The 17,025-nt window shown below is 36.7% G+C and carries 17 protein-coding genes; 13 read left to right on the top strand and 4 right to left on the bottom strand.

The features are described from left to right. Window positions 1–6: 6 nt before the first annotated feature. The 8 genes from C1A09_RS04885 to C1A09_RS04920 all read left to right on the top strand — a co-directional run bounded on the left by C1A09_RS04885 (window position 7) and on the right by C1A09_RS04920 (window position 7,308). Window positions 7–987 carry a glycosyltransferase family 2 protein gene (locus C1A09_RS04885; RefSeq protein WP_101542617.1) on the top strand — a complete coding sequence of 327 codons (981 nt, stop codon included), beginning with the start codon at window positions 7–9 and terminating at the stop codon, window positions 985–987. Next, the gene (locus C1A09_RS04890; protein WP_180949178.1) at window positions 984–2,027 is read left to right on the top strand and encodes a glycosyltransferase; all 1,044 of its coding nucleotides are present in this window, start codon (window positions 984–986) and stop codon (window positions 2,025–2,027) included. Before C1A09_RS04885 ends, C1A09_RS04890 begins: the two co-directional genes overlap by 4 nt. A gap of 535 nt (window positions 2,028–2,562) precedes the next feature. Beyond that, the gene (locus C1A09_RS04895; RefSeq protein ID WP_145998971.1) at window positions 2,563–3,087 is read left to right on the top strand and encodes a hypothetical protein; all 525 of its coding nucleotides are present in this window, start codon (window positions 2,563–2,565) and stop codon (window positions 3,085–3,087) included. Window positions 3,088–3,106: 19 nt separating this feature from the next. After that, on the top strand, window positions 3,107–4,141 hold the full coding sequence (locus C1A09_RS04900; protein WP_101542620.1) for a glycosyltransferase family 4 protein: 1,035 nt from the start codon (window positions 3,107–3,109) through the stop codon (window positions 4,139–4,141). Window positions 4,142–4,263: 122 nt separating this feature from the next. Continuing rightward, entirely contained in the window at window positions 4,264–5,223 is a 960-nt protein-coding gene (locus C1A09_RS04905; protein ID WP_101542621.1) for an NAD-dependent epimerase/dehydratase family protein, read from the top strand. 3 nt (window positions 5,224–5,226) lie between these two features. Next, a complete protein-coding gene (locus C1A09_RS04910; RefSeq protein ID WP_101542974.1) occupies window positions 5,227–5,982 on the top strand; it encodes a glycosyltransferase family 2 protein in 756 nt (251 codons plus the stop codon). Between the two features lie 5 nt (window positions 5,983–5,987). Beyond that, window positions 5,988–7,070 carry a GDP-mannose 4,6-dehydratase gene (gene gmd, locus C1A09_RS04915; RefSeq protein ID WP_101542622.1) on the top strand — a complete coding sequence of 361 codons (1,083 nt, stop codon included), beginning with the start codon at window positions 5,988–5,990 and terminating at the stop codon, window positions 7,068–7,070. A 1-nt stretch (window position 7,071) separates the two neighbouring features. Continuing rightward, window positions 7,072–7,308: a hypothetical protein gene (locus C1A09_RS04920; protein WP_101542623.1), complete on the top strand. Its 237-nt coding sequence runs from the start codon at window positions 7,072–7,074 to the stop codon at window positions 7,306–7,308. Window positions 7,309–7,551: 243 nt separating this feature from the next. On the opposite strand, the gene C1A09_RS04925 is transcribed toward C1A09_RS04920, so the two are convergent. Beyond that, on the bottom strand, window positions 7,552–8,610 hold the full coding sequence (locus C1A09_RS04925) for a linear amide C-N hydrolase (protein WP_101542624.1): 1,059 nt from the start codon (window positions 8,608–8,610) through the stop codon (window positions 7,552–7,554). A gap of 91 nt (window positions 8,611–8,701) precedes the next feature. Beyond that, the gene (gene uvrB, locus C1A09_RS04930) at window positions 8,702–10,762 is read right to left on the bottom strand and encodes an excinuclease ABC subunit UvrB (protein WP_101542625.1); all 2,061 of its coding nucleotides are present in this window, start codon (window positions 10,760–10,762) and stop codon (window positions 8,702–8,704) included. A gap of 126 nt (window positions 10,763–10,888) precedes the next feature. Here uvrB and C1A09_RS04940 point away from each other — a divergent pair, with 126 nt between their 5' ends. From C1A09_RS04940 to C1A09_RS04960, 5 genes are all read left to right on the top strand, one after another. Then, window positions 10,889–12,187 carry a phenylacetate--CoA ligase family protein gene (locus tag C1A09_RS04940; protein WP_101542626.1) on the top strand — a complete coding sequence of 433 codons (1,299 nt, stop codon included), beginning with the start codon at window positions 10,889–10,891 and terminating at the stop codon, window positions 12,185–12,187. Window positions 12,188–12,203: 16 nt separating this feature from the next. Further along, window positions 12,204–12,629 (top strand): ACT domain-containing protein, encoded by a 426-nt coding sequence (locus C1A09_RS04945; RefSeq protein WP_101542627.1) that lies wholly within the window; start codon window positions 12,204–12,206, stop codon window positions 12,627–12,629. A gap of 114 nt (window positions 12,630–12,743) precedes the next feature. After that, the gene (locus tag C1A09_RS04950; protein ID WP_101542628.1) at window positions 12,744–13,547 is read left to right on the top strand and encodes an outer membrane protein assembly factor BamD; all 804 of its coding nucleotides are present in this window, start codon (window positions 12,744–12,746) and stop codon (window positions 13,545–13,547) included. Window positions 13,548–13,594: 47 nt separating this feature from the next. Continuing rightward, window positions 13,595–13,930, top strand: a complete 336-nt coding sequence (locus C1A09_RS04955) for a DNA-directed RNA polymerase subunit omega (RefSeq protein ID WP_101542629.1) — start codon at window positions 13,595–13,597, stop codon at window positions 13,928–13,930. After that, on the top strand, window positions 13,930–14,388 hold the full coding sequence (locus C1A09_RS04960; protein WP_101542630.1) for a DUF4293 domain-containing protein: 459 nt from the start codon (window positions 13,930–13,932) through the stop codon (window positions 14,386–14,388). The genes C1A09_RS04955 and C1A09_RS04960 overlap by 1 nt, the downstream gene beginning before the upstream one ends. A gap of 78 nt (window positions 14,389–14,466) precedes the next feature. Here the strand turns inward: C1A09_RS04960 and C1A09_RS04965 are convergent, their stop codons facing one another. Both C1A09_RS04965 and C1A09_RS04970 read right to left on the bottom strand, forming a co-directional pair. Next, complete coding sequence (locus C1A09_RS04965; protein ID WP_101542631.1) at window positions 14,467–15,153, bottom strand: porin family protein; 687 nt, start codon at window positions 15,151–15,153, stop codon at window positions 14,467–14,469. 22 nt (window positions 15,154–15,175) lie between these two features. Continuing rightward, the gene (locus tag C1A09_RS04970; RefSeq protein WP_101542632.1) at window positions 15,176–16,969 is read right to left on the bottom strand and encodes a PBP1 and LysM peptidoglycan-binding domain-containing protein; all 1,794 of its coding nucleotides are present in this window, start codon (window positions 16,967–16,969) and stop codon (window positions 15,176–15,178) included. Window positions 16,970–17,025 lie beyond the last annotated feature (56 nt).

Here is a 17,025-nt window from a genome sequence, read left to right on the forward strand (position 1 = left end):
AATACTATGAATAAAAAACAAATGAAAATTACGTGTATTGTAATTTCTTATAATCAAGAAGACTATATATTGGAAACACTTAATGGTATATTAAGTCAAACAGTATTACCAGATGAGGTTATCATTGCAGATGATGGTTCTACAGATCAAACTCCTCTTTTGATTAAAAATTTCGTGAATGAAAATCTACTTCAAGAAAAATGGAAACTTATTCTCAGTCATAAAAATGAAGGTATTACGTGTAATTTAAAGAAAGCCATAAAAGCCTCTACTGGAGATATTTTGTTATTAAATGCAGGAGACGATATTTCTTTACCAAATCGTTGTCAACATGCCATTAAATTATTCGAACAACATCCCAACTTGTATATCATAACTGGTAGTATAACTAAAATAGATGCTCAAGGTAAAATCATAGGGAATATTGTCTATGATGATATACTGTATAATGATGTCATTACAACAATAAAAAATGGTATGCCAAAAGTTTTTCCTGTTGGACAAGCTATACGCAAAACTCTTTTTGACAGGTTTGGTGATTTACCTACTTCTGTTCCGAATGAGGATGATCAAATAACTTTTTGGGGATTAATTAGTGGGGGGATTTTCTGTAGTAGCGAAATGATAATGAAATATCGTGTACATTCTCTATCTGCAAGTTCTTGGATAAGAAATAAACAATCAGGACGAGAATTCTTGAAACGTTTTATTGAAGATATGCCAATAAGAAAAAAGCATATGGAACTTTGGCTAAAGGCTGTGCAGAAAGGAGAAAATGAGTATATCTGTCTCAAAAATTTAATTCAGTCAAAAATAGAACTTTATGATTTCTTCAGTAATATCGAAAAATTTTCTATTTGGAAAAGGTTAAAATGTTTTTTACATCAATATTCAACAACAAATCTAAGAGAAAAAGTCTATATACTAGGTGGAATATATGGCATCTTATCTTGGCGTCAATTAAAAATTATTCTGAAAAAACAATGAAGCAATATAAGGTTGCAGTTATACTAAGTAGTAAAATATTTGGTGGACACGAATTTCAATCAATAGAGTTGTTTAAAGAAGTTTGTAAATATTTTGATGCGACTCTATTTGTTAATCACTCATTGGATGTTTCTTTATTTAAAGATAAACATCTTCATTATATAAAACCGGAACTACCTCTTTTTAAAAGTGGAAATTTTCTCAGTCAGTTTTATTATTCGGTAAAATATGGCAAGAAGATAAGAAAGTTATTTAATGGATACACTCATATTATTGTATGTGCAGGTACGGTAGAAGCAGGAATAAGTTTAGGATATATATTGAGAAATAAAGTTTCTTTCCTATATGTACCTATGTATATTGATCGTATTATCTTATGGGGAAGAATAGGATGTCTCTATAATCTGTTAACTGGTATCTTTGTTTATCCATATAAGAAGATCATTACAATAAATCGAATACAAGGGAAACTGTTTTCTAAATACAAATTTATTGTAGTGGTTCCAAACCGTATTTTTGACGAACAAGAATTAATTCAAATAAAGAGTCCTACAAATCGTAGATTGTACTTTGTTGGTAGAATTGAAGCAATAAAAGGACTTTATACTTTAATAAACTGGCTTGATACATCTCAAAATCCATTTCATGAGTTTGTAATAGTAGGAGATGGAAGTGAAAAGCCTTTTCTAGAAAAACATGTAACCCAATTGAAATATTTACGTGTAACTTTTAAAGGTTGGTTATCTTATAGCGAACAGGAAAAAGAATTTTCGTCAAGAGATATATATATCACAAATAGTTCATTTGAGGGAGAACCTTTAGCGATAAGAGAGGCAAACCGAAGAGGTTCAGTTGTTATTGCAAAAGATATTGTTGGACATAAAGGTTGTACACATAGAAAAAATCGTTTTCGTAATAAACAAGAATTATTACACTGCTTAAGTCTTGCAAATGCAAATAAATTAAAAGTGTTTGAAAATCAATCAATAGAAGAAATTGATGTTTTACGTGAAAAAACAGTCAGACAATTATTTTTGTAATTATAGTAGGACTATATTAATAGTCTTTTCTTTTTTATATTTAGTTTTTCCTCTTTTTATACAACCTATAGTAGGAGAAAATTTCTATATATATTCTTATTATCAATATAAAGTTACATGTTATTCTCTCCTATTTTTTGTAGGAGTTGTGTTATTGATATGTAATCTGTCTCATTGTATAAGTAAACATGCATATGTTTCTTGTCCTTTACCTGATAAAACTAGTTTAAAATTTTTCTACTGGTTAAACATTTTATACTTTATTAAAATGATACTTCATGGAATTCCATTAAAGTTGGCTGGAGCTAGTCGCGAGGAATTATTGATGAGTATTAGTTCTCAGTTAATAACAGGATATGGATATGTATTATTATTGGCTTGTATTTCATTACTATGTCTCAAAAATCAGAAATACATTATAATTTTTGCGTTATGCTGTTTATGCTTAGATATAATATATCAAGGTAAAATATTTTCTAGTTATTTGATAATGTTATTAATGTTTTATTTAGACAATCTGAGGATAAAGATGTCAATGAGAAAGTTATTACTTATTGGACTATTAGGTTTTTCTTTTATATTTACAATATTCACATTAAGAGCATTGTCTAGCGGTGGTTTTTTTCTTGTTGATGTATATTCTATCTTTTCTGAATTTATGGGAGTTAATGCAACTATTGGTTGGGGGTATGAATATAATATGGCGAATAGTCCAATGGCTCTAACTAATTTCGATACAATTCTACAAGACTTTTATATCGCAGATGTTGGTCATGGATTAGCCCTTAGTCCAGTAGCATATTTTATAGGTAATTTTGGGAATAAATATTTATTTATTTCTGTTCTGTTTTTTGTATTTATTGCAGTTCTTTATGGTATATCATCTATGATAATAGGAAGATATGCTTTACTAGTGTTCATGTATGATTATTTGCATTTCATGAGACATGGCCCAGATTTGTTTTTATTAAAATCTATAACTCATCTATCTTTTTTGATTATTATTCTTTGCATTTTTCAAAATTACAAAAATAATAAGCATAAGTTTTTAGAATATTAATTATAAGTTTCAATTATAAATGAAAATAGGAATTGATGGTCGTCTAATAAATAGGCATCAAAATACAGGTATTTCTCGATACACAGATTTCTTAATAGAATATTATGTAACAAAATATGGAGAAGAGAATATATCTATTATAACTAATAATAATTCTTTGCATATTGGGAATTGTAAAATGATATATACTAAATTGCGTCCATTTAATATAGTCCATTTCTTACTATATCGAAAGACATTATCAAAATTAAGTTTTGATCTATTGCATATACCTTTCTATTCAGGAATTGCAACTCAATTACCAGGTATAAAAATTATTGTAACAGTACATGATTTAATGTACAGATTAGTAAGTGATTTCTTTGGAAAAAATAAATTACTGAATTTTGCAAAAAGAAAATACTTTGACTTTATAGTAGGAAGAACTATCATGACTGCTGATGTAGTAGTGACTATTTCCGAAACAACTAAAAAGGATTTATACAATCAATTTCAAATGGATTCTATTCATATCCCAGAGTTTTCTGCTATAAACATAAATTCTAATGATTCAATATTGAAAAGATTTGAATTAAGCGATAAACAATTTTTCTTTTATTGCGGAAATAATCGACCTCATAAAAATTTGCAATTTGTTATTGATATTTTTAATGCTTTACCTGATTTACCACCACTTGTATTAGCAGGAAAAGGACATATGCCTAGTACAAATGTGAAAGTTGTAGGAGTAGTATCTGAAGAGGAATTAAAAGCTTTGTATAAATCCTCAATAGCTTTTATTTTTCCTTCTAAATATGAAGGATTTGGGCTTCCTATATTGGAAGCTTTACATTCAAATACATTAGTCATTGCATCTAAGATTCCTGCTTTTTTGGAATTTGAAAGTAGGAATATCTTATTCTTTGCTCTAACAAATCGGCAACAATTAGTTGAAGCAATCCAAATAGCTCAAAAGCAAACATTTATTGAAGAAAATAATTTCTTTAAAAAATATAGTGTTAGTAATATATACAGATTATTAGATAATTTGTTGGCATCCAATTTTGACATATAATCAGCCTTCTTACCTAAATTTGGAAATCATCATCTCTAAAAATCACCTCTTGATCTCATATAGCATAGTTTCTTATTGATAGCTATTTTAAATCAACTAATATAAAATCATAATTTCGAATAATGATAAAAATTTTACTTACTGGTAGTTCTGGCTTTATTGGTACAAATATTACATTAGCTTTTAAAGAACGATATAATATATTATGTATTGATCAGCAACCGCCTAAAAATAAACTTTTAAATGAATTTTGGGTAAAAGTTGATATTACAGATTTTAATGCTCTTAAAACTGTTGTGCTAAGTTTTAATCCTGATTACATCATTCATTTGGCAGCTCGTACAGATCTTGATGGCTCTTTTTTAAATGATTACTCTGCCAATATTTTGGGTGTGGAGAATTTGATGAGAATTTTACCCTTATTGACTAATTTAAAAAAAATTATAATAACATCCTCCATGCTTGTTTGTCGTGTAGGTTATTATCCTAAAAATCAATTTGACTATTCTCCTTCGACTTTATATGGTAAAAGTAAAGTGAAAACAGAAGAAATAGTATGGAATAACAAACCCCATTGTGACTGGGCGATCATACGTCCAACATCTATTTGGGGGCCGTGGTTTGGAATCCCTTATCGATCTTTTTTTGATAGAGTAATAGCACATCAGTATTTCCATATTGGGAAAAAAGGATGCACTAAAACCTATGGATATATAGGTAATTCTATCTATCAAATAGAACAGATTTTATTTAGTAATACACAAGATGAAAGTAAAAAAGTATTTTATATAGGAGATAATCCTCCTACTAATATTGAAGAATGGGCTAATGAAATTGCCAATGAATTGGGTTATAAAATAAAAAGAATGCCTTGGTGCCTTTTACGTTTAGCAGCATGGGGTGGTGATTTATTAAAACTAGTAGGAGTTTCCTTTCCTATGACTTCGTTTAGGTTAAAAAATATGACAAAAAACAATATAATAGACTTGACCAATACTTATGATATTGCTCCAAATCCACCATACTCTCGTGCCGAGGGAATTCACAAGACATTAGAATGGATACGTTCTAAAAAGATGTAAATGATGAAAATCTCTCTAATCACTGTTACATATAATAGTGGTTCAACCTTCCGTGATACTATTGAATCTGTTTTATCACAAACCTATCATAATATTGAGTATATAATTGTGGACGGATTGTCAAAAGATAATACTATGGATATTGTGAAAGAGTACGAACCTAAATTTAATGGAAGACTCTTATGGCTTAGCGAGAAAGATAAAGGCTTATATGATGCCATGAATAAAGGTATAAGAATGGCTACAGGAGATGTTATAGGAATACTAAATTCTGATGATTTCTTCACTTCAAATAGTGTGATAAAAAATGTAGCAGATAGTTTTAACAATGAAATAGACGCAATTTATGGAGATGTCCACTTTGTAAATTCATCTAACCTAAATAAATCTGTACGCTATTATTCATCTAAGGTCTTTAGACGATCATTAATGAAACTGGGATTTATGCCGGCTCATCCTTCATTTTATTGTCGTAAAAGTTGTTTTGAAGTATATGGAGTATACAAAACAGATTATAAGATTGCAGCAGATTTCGATTTGTTACTTCGTTTTATTTATGTGGAGCATATCCCTATTAAATACTTACCGATTGACATGGTAACAATGAGGTTGGGTGGAGCTAGTACAAATGGGCTTCAGAGTCTTCTGCATATAATGAACGAACATATCCGTTCATTCCAAGAAAATGGAGTGAAAAGTAATCGTTTTTTATTATCCTTGAGATATTTATATAAATTGACGGAATTTATCAGAAAATAAAATATATGAAAAAAGTTGCTTTAATAACAGGCATTACTGGTCAGGATGGTTCATTCCTGGCTGAGTTTTTAATAGATAAAGGATATGAAGTTCATGGCATTCTTCGCCGTTCTTCTTCTTTTAATACAGGACGTATAGAGCATTTATATCTTGATGAGTGGGTGCGTGATATGAAGAAAACCCGTCTTATAAGCCTTCATTATGGAGATATGACTGATAGCAGTTCGTTAATTCGTATTATTCAATTGGTACAACCTGATGAAATCTATAATTTGGCTGCACAAAGCCACGTAAAAGTATCATTTGATGTTCCCGAATATACAGCTGAATCCGATGCTGTTGGTACGCTTCGTATGTTGGAAGCTGTCCGTATTCTTGGTTTAGAGAAAAAAACAAAGATTTATCAGGCTTCTACGTCTGAACTGTTTGGTAAGGTTCAGGAAGTTCCTCAGAAGGAAACAACTCCTTTCTATCCCCGTAGTCCTTATGGAGTAGCGAAACAATATGGTTTTTGGATAACGAAGAATTATCGTGAAAGTTATGATATGTTTGCTGTAAATGGCATTTTGTTCAATCATGAAAGTGAACGTAGAGGTGAGACTTTTGTTACAAGAAAAATAACCCTTGCTGCTGCACGTATTGTCCAAGGATTTCAAGATAAATTATATCTGGGTAATTTGAATTCGCTTCGTGACTGGGGATATGCAAAGGATTATGTGGAATGTATGTGGTTAATTCTTCAACATAGTGTTCCTGAAGATTTTGTGATTGCCACAGGTGAAATGCATACGGTTCGTGAGTTTGCATCTTTGGCTTTCAAGGAGGTTGGCATTGAACTTCGTTGGGAAGGTGAGGGTATAAATGAAAAAGGAATTGATACCAAATCTGGTAAAATTATAGTAGAAGTTGATCCTAAATATTTTCGTCCTTGTGAAGTTGAACAATTATTGGGTGATCCGACAAAAGCTAGAACTTTACTTGGTTGGAATCCTACAAAAACAAGTTTTCCAGAGTTAGTGAAAATTATGGTAGAACATGATATGGGATTCGTGCAGAAACTATATATCAAGAACCAAATGTTGAGATGATATGGATGTAAATTATAAACTTATTGATACTCAGAAAGTCATAGACTACATAAATTCTTTTTTAGGAGAGATTAGGGTAGAGGATATCATTCAAAATTCCGGTGCTGACAAACTGCGGGTATATCCCGCACTCTTCGAGTTGGAACAGGAGGGATTTATTGAAGTATTAGAGCGAGAAGAACTAGGTGCACCAAAAGTGATATGTAAACAAAGAGTTTCTTCTACAAATTTAGAGTGACATTTTTATAATAAACGACAGGTAACAGCGGTTATTTTGTTTTAGGCAGCAGCCGGGATTGCTCAGTTTGAGTAATTCCGGCTGCTTTATTTAGTTTATCTTACCTCATCATATCTCAGTAAGCATTAACTAAAATATACCTTTTTTCATTATTAACGGAGGCTACATATTAATTGTGAAACCACTTTTGCGGAACCATATATACTATGCCATGAGAGGACTTGGTTATAAGTACGCATTAGTCTACATTATAGGTGTCTGAAACAAGAACGTAAATGATTTGCTATCCTTTAAATCCTTCACCGCGTCGCCTGCGTAAATTTCTCCACCGGTGAGGGCTAATTTCTTGATGCCGGCTTTCGGGCTGAAATCAATCTTGTTCAGGTCGAGCCAAAAGAGGTTGGGAGTTAAGGTGGACTCGAAGTAATAAACCTTATTCTTTTGGTCGGAGACGGAACGCCAACGGGTAGATGAAATGTAAGGTTTGTCCGGGGTAGTAATCCCATAAGGTACGGATACATTGCGCATGACGCTCAGCACACTGGGAACGGCAATCTTGGCATCATTGGTCTGCGGAATGGCGTGTATATAGAAAGAGGCGCGTACAAAACGGTCGCTTGAGCGGTTGGTGCCCGGAAGCATGTTCAATCCACCCACTTCTTTCCAATAGTTGTTGACGGCTAATTGCAGTTCGTATCTGGGGGAATTTGTCATTACCTGATATTCTTTACCTTCGTGAATATCCAATTTACCATTCAGATATTCCAGGACGGCAGTATTTCCGGTAGCATCTGTGATTGCCATGTGCAGGGTAGAAGCGGAGCCATTAGGCATCATGGGTGCATCGATGCGAAAGGATTCTTTTTTCAATTCGTCCACAGCTTCGCGCACGGTGGCAAAGTTATCAAGAACATATTGCGTCCAGATACTGATACCCATTATCGGGCGAGTATCTCCGGGACAGTCATAAATAGATTCTGGCAAGAATAGCAGACTGGCAACCAGCCCTTTTTCGTTCATGCCGTCGCAAGTGCCTATGTCGTAACCTGTAGCAATGACACTACCATATTGGGAAGTCCAATTTACTGTTTTCCCCTTGTTATATCCGGTTCTTTGTATACCTCGCGGAAATACATAGATATTACTCATGATATCTTCTTTCCAGTCCATGGTGCGACCGGTAATAACCATATTGTCCGGACCGATGTATGTAGCACGGGTACATGCTTCAACCTGTTGTACGTTTGTTGAAAGTAGCGCAGCTAATGCGGTTGTTGCTACCATTCCTAATTTTACCTTCATTATCTTATTAATTTAAAGGGTTAATATTCTAAATGAAGATATAACAAACATCTTGGAAATCTGTTTTGTGGCAAGTATGTTATTAGGGGTGTTACTCTACTTTTTCTTTTAATAACTCCTCCATTTTCAGCACCTCGTCGCGATATTGCGCTGCTTGGATGAAATCGAGTTTCTTGGCTGCTTCCTGCATAAGTTTTTTGGTACGTTCGATACTTTTTTCCAATTGGGAACGACTCATGTATTGGACTATCGGATCGGCAGCAACAGCAGTAGCTTCTTCCTGTTCAATGTATGGGCGTGGAACACTACCTGAAGGTTTGTCTTTACCTGAAACTGTTTCTGCTGATCCTTCTGCTGTAGCAAATACATTGAGATTTTTCGCTTTCTTGATTTGTTGAGGTGTGATGCCGTGTTCCTCGTTATACTTCAACTGTTTTTCACGGCGGCGGTTCGTCTCGTCAATAGTCAGTTGCATACTTTCCGTTATTTTGTCGGCGTACATGATGACCATGCCGTTTACATTACGGGCAGCACGTCCGGCAGTCTGTGTCAGTGAACGGTGGGAACGCAAGAAACCTTCCTTGTCTGCATCCAAAATAGCGACGAGAGACACTTCCGGTAAATCAAGACCTTCACGCAATAGGTTCACGCCGACAAGTACGTCGTATTCACCCTCACGTAAATCACTCATAATCTTTACACGTTCCAGTGTATCTACATCACTGTGGATATAGTTACACTTTACGTTGTTATTCAGTAGATATTCCGTCAATTCCTCTGCCATACGTTTGGTCAACGTGGTGACAAGGGTACGCTCATTCCGTTCGATGCGCAGTTGGATCTCTTCCATCAAGTCATCTATCTGGTTGTGGCTGGGACGAACTTCAATAATCGGGTCGAGCAATCCTGTGGGGCGGATGACCTGCTCCACAACAACACCTTCCGACTGTATCAACTCATAGTCGGCAGGAGTAGCGCTGACATAGATTACCTGCTTTGCCATTGACTCGAATTCATCGAATTTTAACGGACGGTTATCCATAGCGGCAGGCAAGCGAAAACCATATTCCACAAGATTGGTTTTACGGGCACGGTCACCACCGTACATGGCACGTATCTGCGGCACACTGACGTGACTTTCATCAATGACAATCAGAAAATCATCAGGGAAGAAATCAAGCAGACAGTAAGGGCGAGTACCCGCATCACGGCCGTCAAAATATCGCGAATAGTTTTCGATGCCTGAACAGTGACCTAATTCGCGTATCATTTCCATGTCATATGTCACACGTTCCTGCAGACGTTTGGCTTCGAACGGACGTCCTTCATTCTCAAACCATTGCACTTGCTTGTGCAGATCGTCTTCTATCTGATGAATGGCTCGCAGAGTAGCCTCTTTTGTTGTCATAAAGAGGTTGGCGGGATAGATTTTGTAAGCATCGAATTGGGCCAGGGTCACCCCGCTTATCGGATCTACTTCTTCGATACTGTCTATTTCGTCTCCCCAGAAAACAATGCGTAGTAAGTTGTCGGCATATGCCAGATAGATATCCACCGTATCACCCTTTACCCGGAAATTACCACGGTTAAGGTCAATGTCGTTACGAACATAGAGACTGTCTACCAAACGTCTCAGAAATACATTACGGCTAAACATTTTACCCTGCTGCACTTCAATTACATTGTTGTAGAAATCTGCCGGATTTCCCATACCGTAGATGCATGATACCGAAGAAACCACTACTACATCTTTCCGGCCGGAAAGTAGGGCAGAGGTAGCTGCAAGACGGAGTTTATCTATCTCATCGTTGATGGCAAGATCTTTTTCTATATAGGTATCCGAAGACGGCAGATAAGCTTCGGGCTGGTAGTAATCATAATAAGATACATAATACTCTACGGCATTATTGGGGAAAAATCCCTTGAATTCGCTGTAAAGTTGCGCTGCCAAAGTTTTGTTATGACTTAATATCAAAGTTGGTTTATTGACATTAGCAATGACGTTGGCGATAGTAAACGTTTTTCCCGATCCTGTAACACCCAGTAAGGTCTGTGCAGGAACTCCTTCCTGTATACCTTCGGTCAGTTGGGCGATGGCTTCCGGCTGATCGCCGGTAGGCTTATAGGCAGATGTTAATTCAAATTTATTCATTTTCTCTCTTTAGGAGCGGCAATATTCGGTAAAATCTTTGAGATAAACAAAATAATTTGTTTACTTTGCGGCAAAGAAAGTGCAATTAAGTTAATAACAACCATATAATGTAATACAACGAAGAACATGATTTGGAATGAAAATATCGAATGCATGGATCGCGAAAGTCTTCGCAAAATTCAGGGTATTCGTCTCAAGAAGACTGTGGAGCGTGTATATCATGATACTCCTTTCTATCGTAAGAAAATGCAGGAATTAGGTATTACTCCTGATGATATCAACAGCATTGATGATATCGTAAAACTTCCTTTTACCACTAAATATGATCTGCGGGATAATTATCCTTTCGGACTATGTGCTGTTCCAATGAGTCAAATTGTACGTATCCATGCCTCTTCCGGTACTACCGGAAAGCCTACGGTAGTGGGATATACCCGTAAAGACCTTTCGGCTTGGTCCGAATGTCTTTCCCGTGCTTTTACGGCTTACGGTGCAGATAGCTCGGATTTCTTTCAGGTGTCCTACGGATACGGACTCTTTACCGGAGGTTTGGGAGCTCATGCCGGTGCTGAAAATATAGGTGCTTCCGTTATTCCTATGTCTAGTGGAAATACGGAAAAGCAGATTACATTGATGCATGATTTCGGCTCGACAGTACTCTGTTGTACTCCTTCATACGCTCTTTATCTGGCTGATGCTATAAAAGATTCCGGTTTTCCCCGTGAAGAATTTAAATTGCGAATTGGTGCTTTTGGTGCTGAACCGTGGACGGAGAATATGCGTCGTGATATTGAAACTAAATTGGGTATTAAAGCTTACGATATTTATGGACTGAGTGAAATAGCCGGTCCGGGTGTGGGGTACGAGTGTGAGTGCCAGAATGGTACACATCTTAACGAAGACCATTATTTTCCTGAGATTGTAGATCCGAAGACGCTGGAACCCGTAGCTCCCGGTGAAACAGGGGAGTTGGTATTTACCCATCTTACCAAGGAAGGGATGCCCCTGTTGCGCTACCGTACTAAAGATTTAACCGCATTGCACTATGACACATGTCCTTGTGGTCGTACTTTGGTTCGTATGGATCGTATTCTTGGACGTAGCGACGATATGTTGATTATCCGTGGCGTTAATGTATTCCCGACGCAGATCGAATCTGTAATTCTTGAAATGCCCGAATTTGAACCGCACTATCTTTTGTTGGTTGATCGTAAAAATAACACTGATACCATGGAGTTACAGGTTGAAGTCCGTCCCGAATTCTATTCAGACGAAATCAATAAGATGCTGGCGTTGAAAAAGAAACTAACCGCACGCCTGCAAAGCGTACTTGGTCTGGGAGTAGATGTCCGGTTGGTGGAACCTCGCAGCATAGAGCGTAGCGTAGGTAAAGCCAAACGTGTAATTGATAATCGTAAACTATAATTTAAAACTTAATCCCATGGTAGCAAAACAACTTTCTATTTTTCTGGAGAATAAGTCCGGTCGCCTTACGGAAGTAACGGAAGTTCTGGCTAGAGAAGGCGTTAACCTTTCTGCTCTTTGCATTGCTGAGAATGCTGATTTCGGTATTCTTCGTGGTATTGTTTCTGAACCTGATAAAGCATATAAGGCTTTAAAAGATAATCATTTTGCAGTCAATGTTACTGATGTTGTAGGTATTAGTTGTCCCAATATTCCCGGTTCGTTGGCGAAAGTACTTCGTTGTCTGTCTGATGAAGGAGTATTCATTGAATACATGTATTCTTTTGCCAACGGTCAGACTGCCAATGTTATCATCCGTCCTAACGACATGGAGAACTGTATTCGTGTGTTAACGGAAAAGAAAGTGGATTTACTTGCAGCAAGCGATTTGTATAGATTATAATCTCTATTGGTCGATAATCTTGCCCCGTTTGTCTGCTTTTTGAAAAATTAAGGTTCGTATCGTTGCTTTATTCGATGCGAACCTCTATCTTTGCACATTATTTGAATAAAAGTAATGAAAAAGAACATCCTAATAACTCTGCTTGCAGCACTGCTGCTCTCCTCGTGTGGAGAATACAACAAGTTGCTGAAAAGCACCGATTACGAATACAAGTACGAAGCGGCAAAGAATTATTTTGCAAAAGGACAGTACAACCGTGCTGCCACCTTGTTGAATGAATTGATTGCTATTCTAAAAGGTACCCTTAATGCAGAGGAATCTCTATATATGTTGGGTATGAGTTACTATAACCAGAAAGATTATCAAACCGCTGCTCAAACTTTCATTCAATATTATAATGTTTATCCTCGTGGTACATTTGCTGAATTAGCACGTTTCCATGCCGGAAAAGCTTTGTATTTGGATACCCCGGAACCTCGTCTCGACCAATCGGGCACTTACAGTGCCATTCAGCAGTTACAGATGTTTCTTGAATATTTTCCTCAAAGTACTAAGAAAGAGGAAGCTCAAACCATGGTATTCGCTCTTCAAGACAAGTTGGTGATGAAAGAATACCTTTCGGCTAAGTTATATTATAATTTAGGGAATTATTTGGGTAATAACTACGAATCATGTGTTATAACTGCGCAAAATGCATTGAAGGATTATCCTTATACCAATCTGCGTGAAGATTTGTCTATCCTTATTCTGCGTGCCAAATATGAAATGGCAGTATATAGTGTAGAAGATAAGAAGGCTGAACGTTATCGCGAAACGGTGGACGAATATTATGCTTTTAAAAATGAATTTCCCGAGAGTAAATACATGAAAGATGCCGATCGCATTTTCAAGGAAGCGCAAAAGATTTTGAAAGACTGAGAATAGAGAAAATATAATTGATAGTAAATTAAATTAGATAGAAATTTATGGATTACAGAAAGACAAATGCTCCTTCTACTACGGTTACTCGTGATATGATGGAGTTGTGTGAGGATACCGGTAATGTATACGAAACCGTAGCTATTATTGGTAAACGCGCCAATCAGATTAGTGTTGAAATCAAGAACGATCTTTCTAAGAAATTGGCGGAGTTTGCTTCTTACAATGACAATCTGGAAGAAGTATTCGAGAACCGTGAACAAATTGAGATTTCACGCTATTATGAAAAATTGCCGAAACCGACTTTGATTGCTACACAAGAATATATAGAAGGTAAGGTATATTATCGTAATCCTGCAAAGGAAAAAGAAAAATTGCAGTAATGATACAACGTATTCAATCCGTTTATTTATTGTTGGTAACTATTCTGCTGGTAGTGGCAATTTGTCTGCCGGTAGGACAGTATATCGGTACGGACGGAGTGACAACCCATATATTCAAGCCGTTGGGCGTAACGTTAGCTAATGGTACTTTTCAGTCTACATGGGGGTTGTTCGGTATACTTTTGTTGAGTGCAATTATTGCTTTCTGCACTATTTTTCTGTTCCGTAATCGCATGTTGCAGGTGCGTATGACTATATTCAGTAGTCTTTTGCTGATAGGTTATTACATTGCTTTCTTCGTGTTCATGTTTATGTTGAAGAATGACTTGGATGCGATGAATTTTCAGTTGGGTTGGGCCTTGTGTCTTCCCGTTATATGTATTATTTTGAATTATTTGGCATTCCGTGCTATCTATCGGGATGAATTGATGGTGAAAGCTGCGGATAGATTGAGATAATAGATGATGCGTTATAAAAAAAACAGATGGTGGTCAATATTCGACACACCATCTGTTTTTTATTTATAGGTATGTGTATTATTTTCTTAGGTCGAACAGATATGTAATCTTTGCAGTAATTACTCCATGTGCAGAACGTGAGAAATAATCTTTCTTGGTGCTATTGTAGAAATCGGAAAGTGCATAGTAATATCTTCCTTCTACAAGAAAATTACCGGCTTTAGTACGAAGCTCCACACCGGCTCCTCCGGTAATACCATAGTCAAATCTATTATCTACAGCTTTGTCGTGCTGTTCTATTATGATACTTGGGTGATCTTTCCAATTACCGCTTATCGTTCGGCTGTCACTCAAGAAGAAGCCGATTTGCGGACCGGCATGAATGAAGAACTGTAAACCCCTGTCTTTTCCGAATGCCAAATGTGCTAAGAAAGGAATTTCCAGGTAGTTCATTTTGCGGGTATATTGTAAAGTCGGGAAATCTTCATAAAATTCGTCCCAGCCGTGTTGAGAAAGGTTAAATTCCACTTGCGCACCACAAATCATGCTGAAATATTTCTCAGAAATATAACGTGCAGTTATACCGCTATTGATACCCATCAGATTTTTCTGGCGTACTTTTGGTGAGAAGGTTACACTATTCAGGTTAATACCCCCATTAATACCTACAGAGAAATTATGCCGTTGTTCACCTATCTGTGCACTTGTAGGTAGGGCAATGATACCCAGTAATAGTACTGTTCCTATAATTGTTTTCAGCTTCATCGATTTAATTACAAGTTACTAATTAATCAAAGTCCAGTTTTATCAGTTCAAAATTCTTGGTAAAATGCACAAAGAATACTTTTCGGTTGATAAATCCTCCCCAATTATTCACACGTTGGAATTTAAATCCGGTTTGGATAGGAACTAAATCCATCCGTTGCAAGTTCTTTTCGAGTTCTGAACCATATTGGGACAAACCCTTCAGGAAAAAATAGCCTGTATCAAATCCCAACATACCAAACTTCGGATAACGTTCGTCCATATCCTTACCATACCATCTGCGATAATTCTTCGTGAAACTGACAGCAGCGGGCAATAAGTTATTAGTATAGAATGAAGAATAGAAATATGTATCCAGCTCAAAGAACGCTTCAAGATGATCTTTGGTGTACGTTTGCCATTCCGGATATCCGAAAAGATGGATACGGCTGTCGGGCATCTCGCGAACTAGCATGGTGAGTTGCGGAAGAGTTTTTATCAACGTGACGTTATCGCCCGAAGTGGGGATGAAGATGTTTTCACGATCATTCATCAATACCGCTTTCAGTGATTCTACATTGGCATCCTCTTTCAGTGTCTTCACCGGGATGGCACGGTTACGCAATTCCTCTCTTAGCCCTTTTATGAAATCAGCTTTATCCTTTGTTCCTTGACTTGCTTCAAGGAATATGACATTTGCATTGGGAAACTGGCGTACAAAATGGTCATAAACTTCGGAGTATAAATACGACTGTGGCGTATTGATTTGATATATGGCAGGATTGCGGAATACCGTATTGTCTTTGGAAGTAAACGGTATCACGAGACGTATTCCGTTTTTATTGGCAAAGTTTGCCAAAGGCTTGATGTGCTGTTGATGCAATGGCCCGAAGATAATATCCATATCTTTCATTTCGCTCTTGCCGAGTATGGAGCTCAGGGAAGCAGTTTCCGATCCTGAACTGTATGTATAGAGATCAATGGAAATACCTGTACGCTTCAAACTATCCACTGCCATCAAAAAACCTTCATAATATTCCACCATTTTTGTCGCTTCGCTCCGGGTAGCTCCATCCGGCAGGAAGGGAAGAATGACAGCAGCCTTAATGGTACTGATACGTTCACCTGTTTTTTTGTTTTCATTGAATAGTTCACTATTCGAAGGTACAGTTTGCGGTCGGGTATTCTGTTGGGTCTGTACGGAAGGATAAGGAATACAGAGGAACGATCCTTTTTTTATTTTGTTTTCACCTTTCAGTTCGGGATTGGCAGCTATCAGTTCAGCTTCTGTAATACCATATTCACGACTGATGCTGAATACGGTTTCTTTCCGTTTCACTTTGTGCATGTCACGGCAACGTGATTGTACTGGTTTTTGTATATCACTGCTTTCAGTAGGTTCAGAAGTATTTACAGTTGTATTAGTAGTAACACCTGCTTCCGTTGCAGAAGGGATACGGATCACCTGCCCGATACGGAAATTCTCGGCACTCAGTCCGGGATTGGCGTCACAGATGGCTTTGGCGGATATGTTATATCTTACGGTAAGCCGATAGAGCGTTTCACCGGCTTCGATGGTATGGAATGTCTCCTTCTGAGGATTGGCTATAGCTTTAGGGATACGTAGAGCACGTCCCACATAGATTTTCTCATCACTTCCGGGATTCAATTTCACGATGTCAGTCTGGCTTACACCGTACATGCTGGCTATAGAATATAGGCTTTGCCCTTTCTCGATGGTATGTAGAAAATAAGACTGGTTTTCTTGTGCGTTTACCCCGAAACTACATGCGCCGGCAAGCAGTAAGGAGCAGATAATGCGGTTAATCGTTTTCATTCAGTAATCGTTGGTTTATGTTTACAATTTCCCAAAGTAGCTGCAAAGTTAACAAT

Origin of the sequence: Bacteroides cutis, assembly GCF_900241005.1 — a bacterium.
GTDB lineage: Bacteria > Bacteroidota > Bacteroidia > Bacteroidales > Bacteroidaceae > Bacteroides > Bacteroides cutis.

Coding starts and splice junctions, on each gene's coding strand:
- C1A09_RS04950 (WP_101542628.1), top strand. CDS start 12,744: ATGAAAAAGAACATCCTAATAACTCTGCTTGCAGCACTGCTGCTCTCC.
- C1A09_RS04940 (WP_101542626.1), top strand. CDS start 10,889: ATGATTTGGAATGAAAATATCGAATGCATGGATCGCGAAAGTCTTCGC.
- C1A09_RS04890 (WP_180949178.1), top strand. CDS start 984: ATGAAGCAATATAAGGTTGCAGTTATACTAAGTAGTAAAATATTTGGT.
- C1A09_RS04925 (WP_101542624.1), bottom strand. CDS start 8,610: ATGAAGGTAAAATTAGGAATGGTAGCAACAACCGCATTAGCTGCGCTA.
- C1A09_RS04900 (WP_101542620.1), top strand. CDS start 3,107: ATGAAAATAGGAATTGATGGTCGTCTAATAAATAGGCATCAAAATACA.
- C1A09_RS04955 (WP_101542629.1), top strand. CDS start 13,595: ATGGATTACAGAAAGACAAATGCTCCTTCTACTACGGTTACTCGTGAT.
- C1A09_RS04905 (WP_101542621.1), top strand. CDS start 4,264: ATGATAAAAATTTTACTTACTGGTAGTTCTGGCTTTATTGGTACAAAT.
- C1A09_RS04965 (WP_101542631.1), bottom strand. CDS start 15,153: ATGAAGCTGAAAACAATTATAGGAACAGTACTATTACTGGGTATCATT.
- uvrB (WP_101542625.1), bottom strand. CDS start 10,762: ATGAATAAATTTGAATTAACATCTGCCTATAAGCCTACCGGCGATCAG.
- C1A09_RS04945 (WP_101542627.1), top strand. CDS start 12,204: ATGGTAGCAAAACAACTTTCTATTTTTCTGGAGAATAAGTCCGGTCGC.
- C1A09_RS04960 (WP_101542630.1), top strand. CDS start 13,930: ATGATACAACGTATTCAATCCGTTTATTTATTGTTGGTAACTATTCTG.
- C1A09_RS04895 (WP_145998971.1), top strand. CDS start 2,563: ATGAGAAAGTTATTACTTATTGGACTATTAGGTTTTTCTTTTATATTT.
- C1A09_RS04885 (WP_101542617.1), top strand. CDS start 7: ATGAATAAAAAACAAATGAAAATTACGTGTATTGTAATTTCTTATAAT.
- C1A09_RS04920 (WP_101542623.1), top strand. CDS start 7,072: ATGGATGTAAATTATAAACTTATTGATACTCAGAAAGTCATAGACTAC.
- gmd (WP_101542622.1), top strand. CDS start 5,988: ATGAAAAAAGTTGCTTTAATAACAGGCATTACTGGTCAGGATGGTTCA.
- C1A09_RS04910 (WP_101542974.1), top strand. CDS start 5,227: ATGAAAATCTCTCTAATCACTGTTACATATAATAGTGGTTCAACCTTC.
- C1A09_RS04970 (WP_101542632.1), bottom strand. CDS start 16,969: ATGAAAACGATTAACCGCATTATCTGCTCCTTACTGCTTGCCGGCGCA.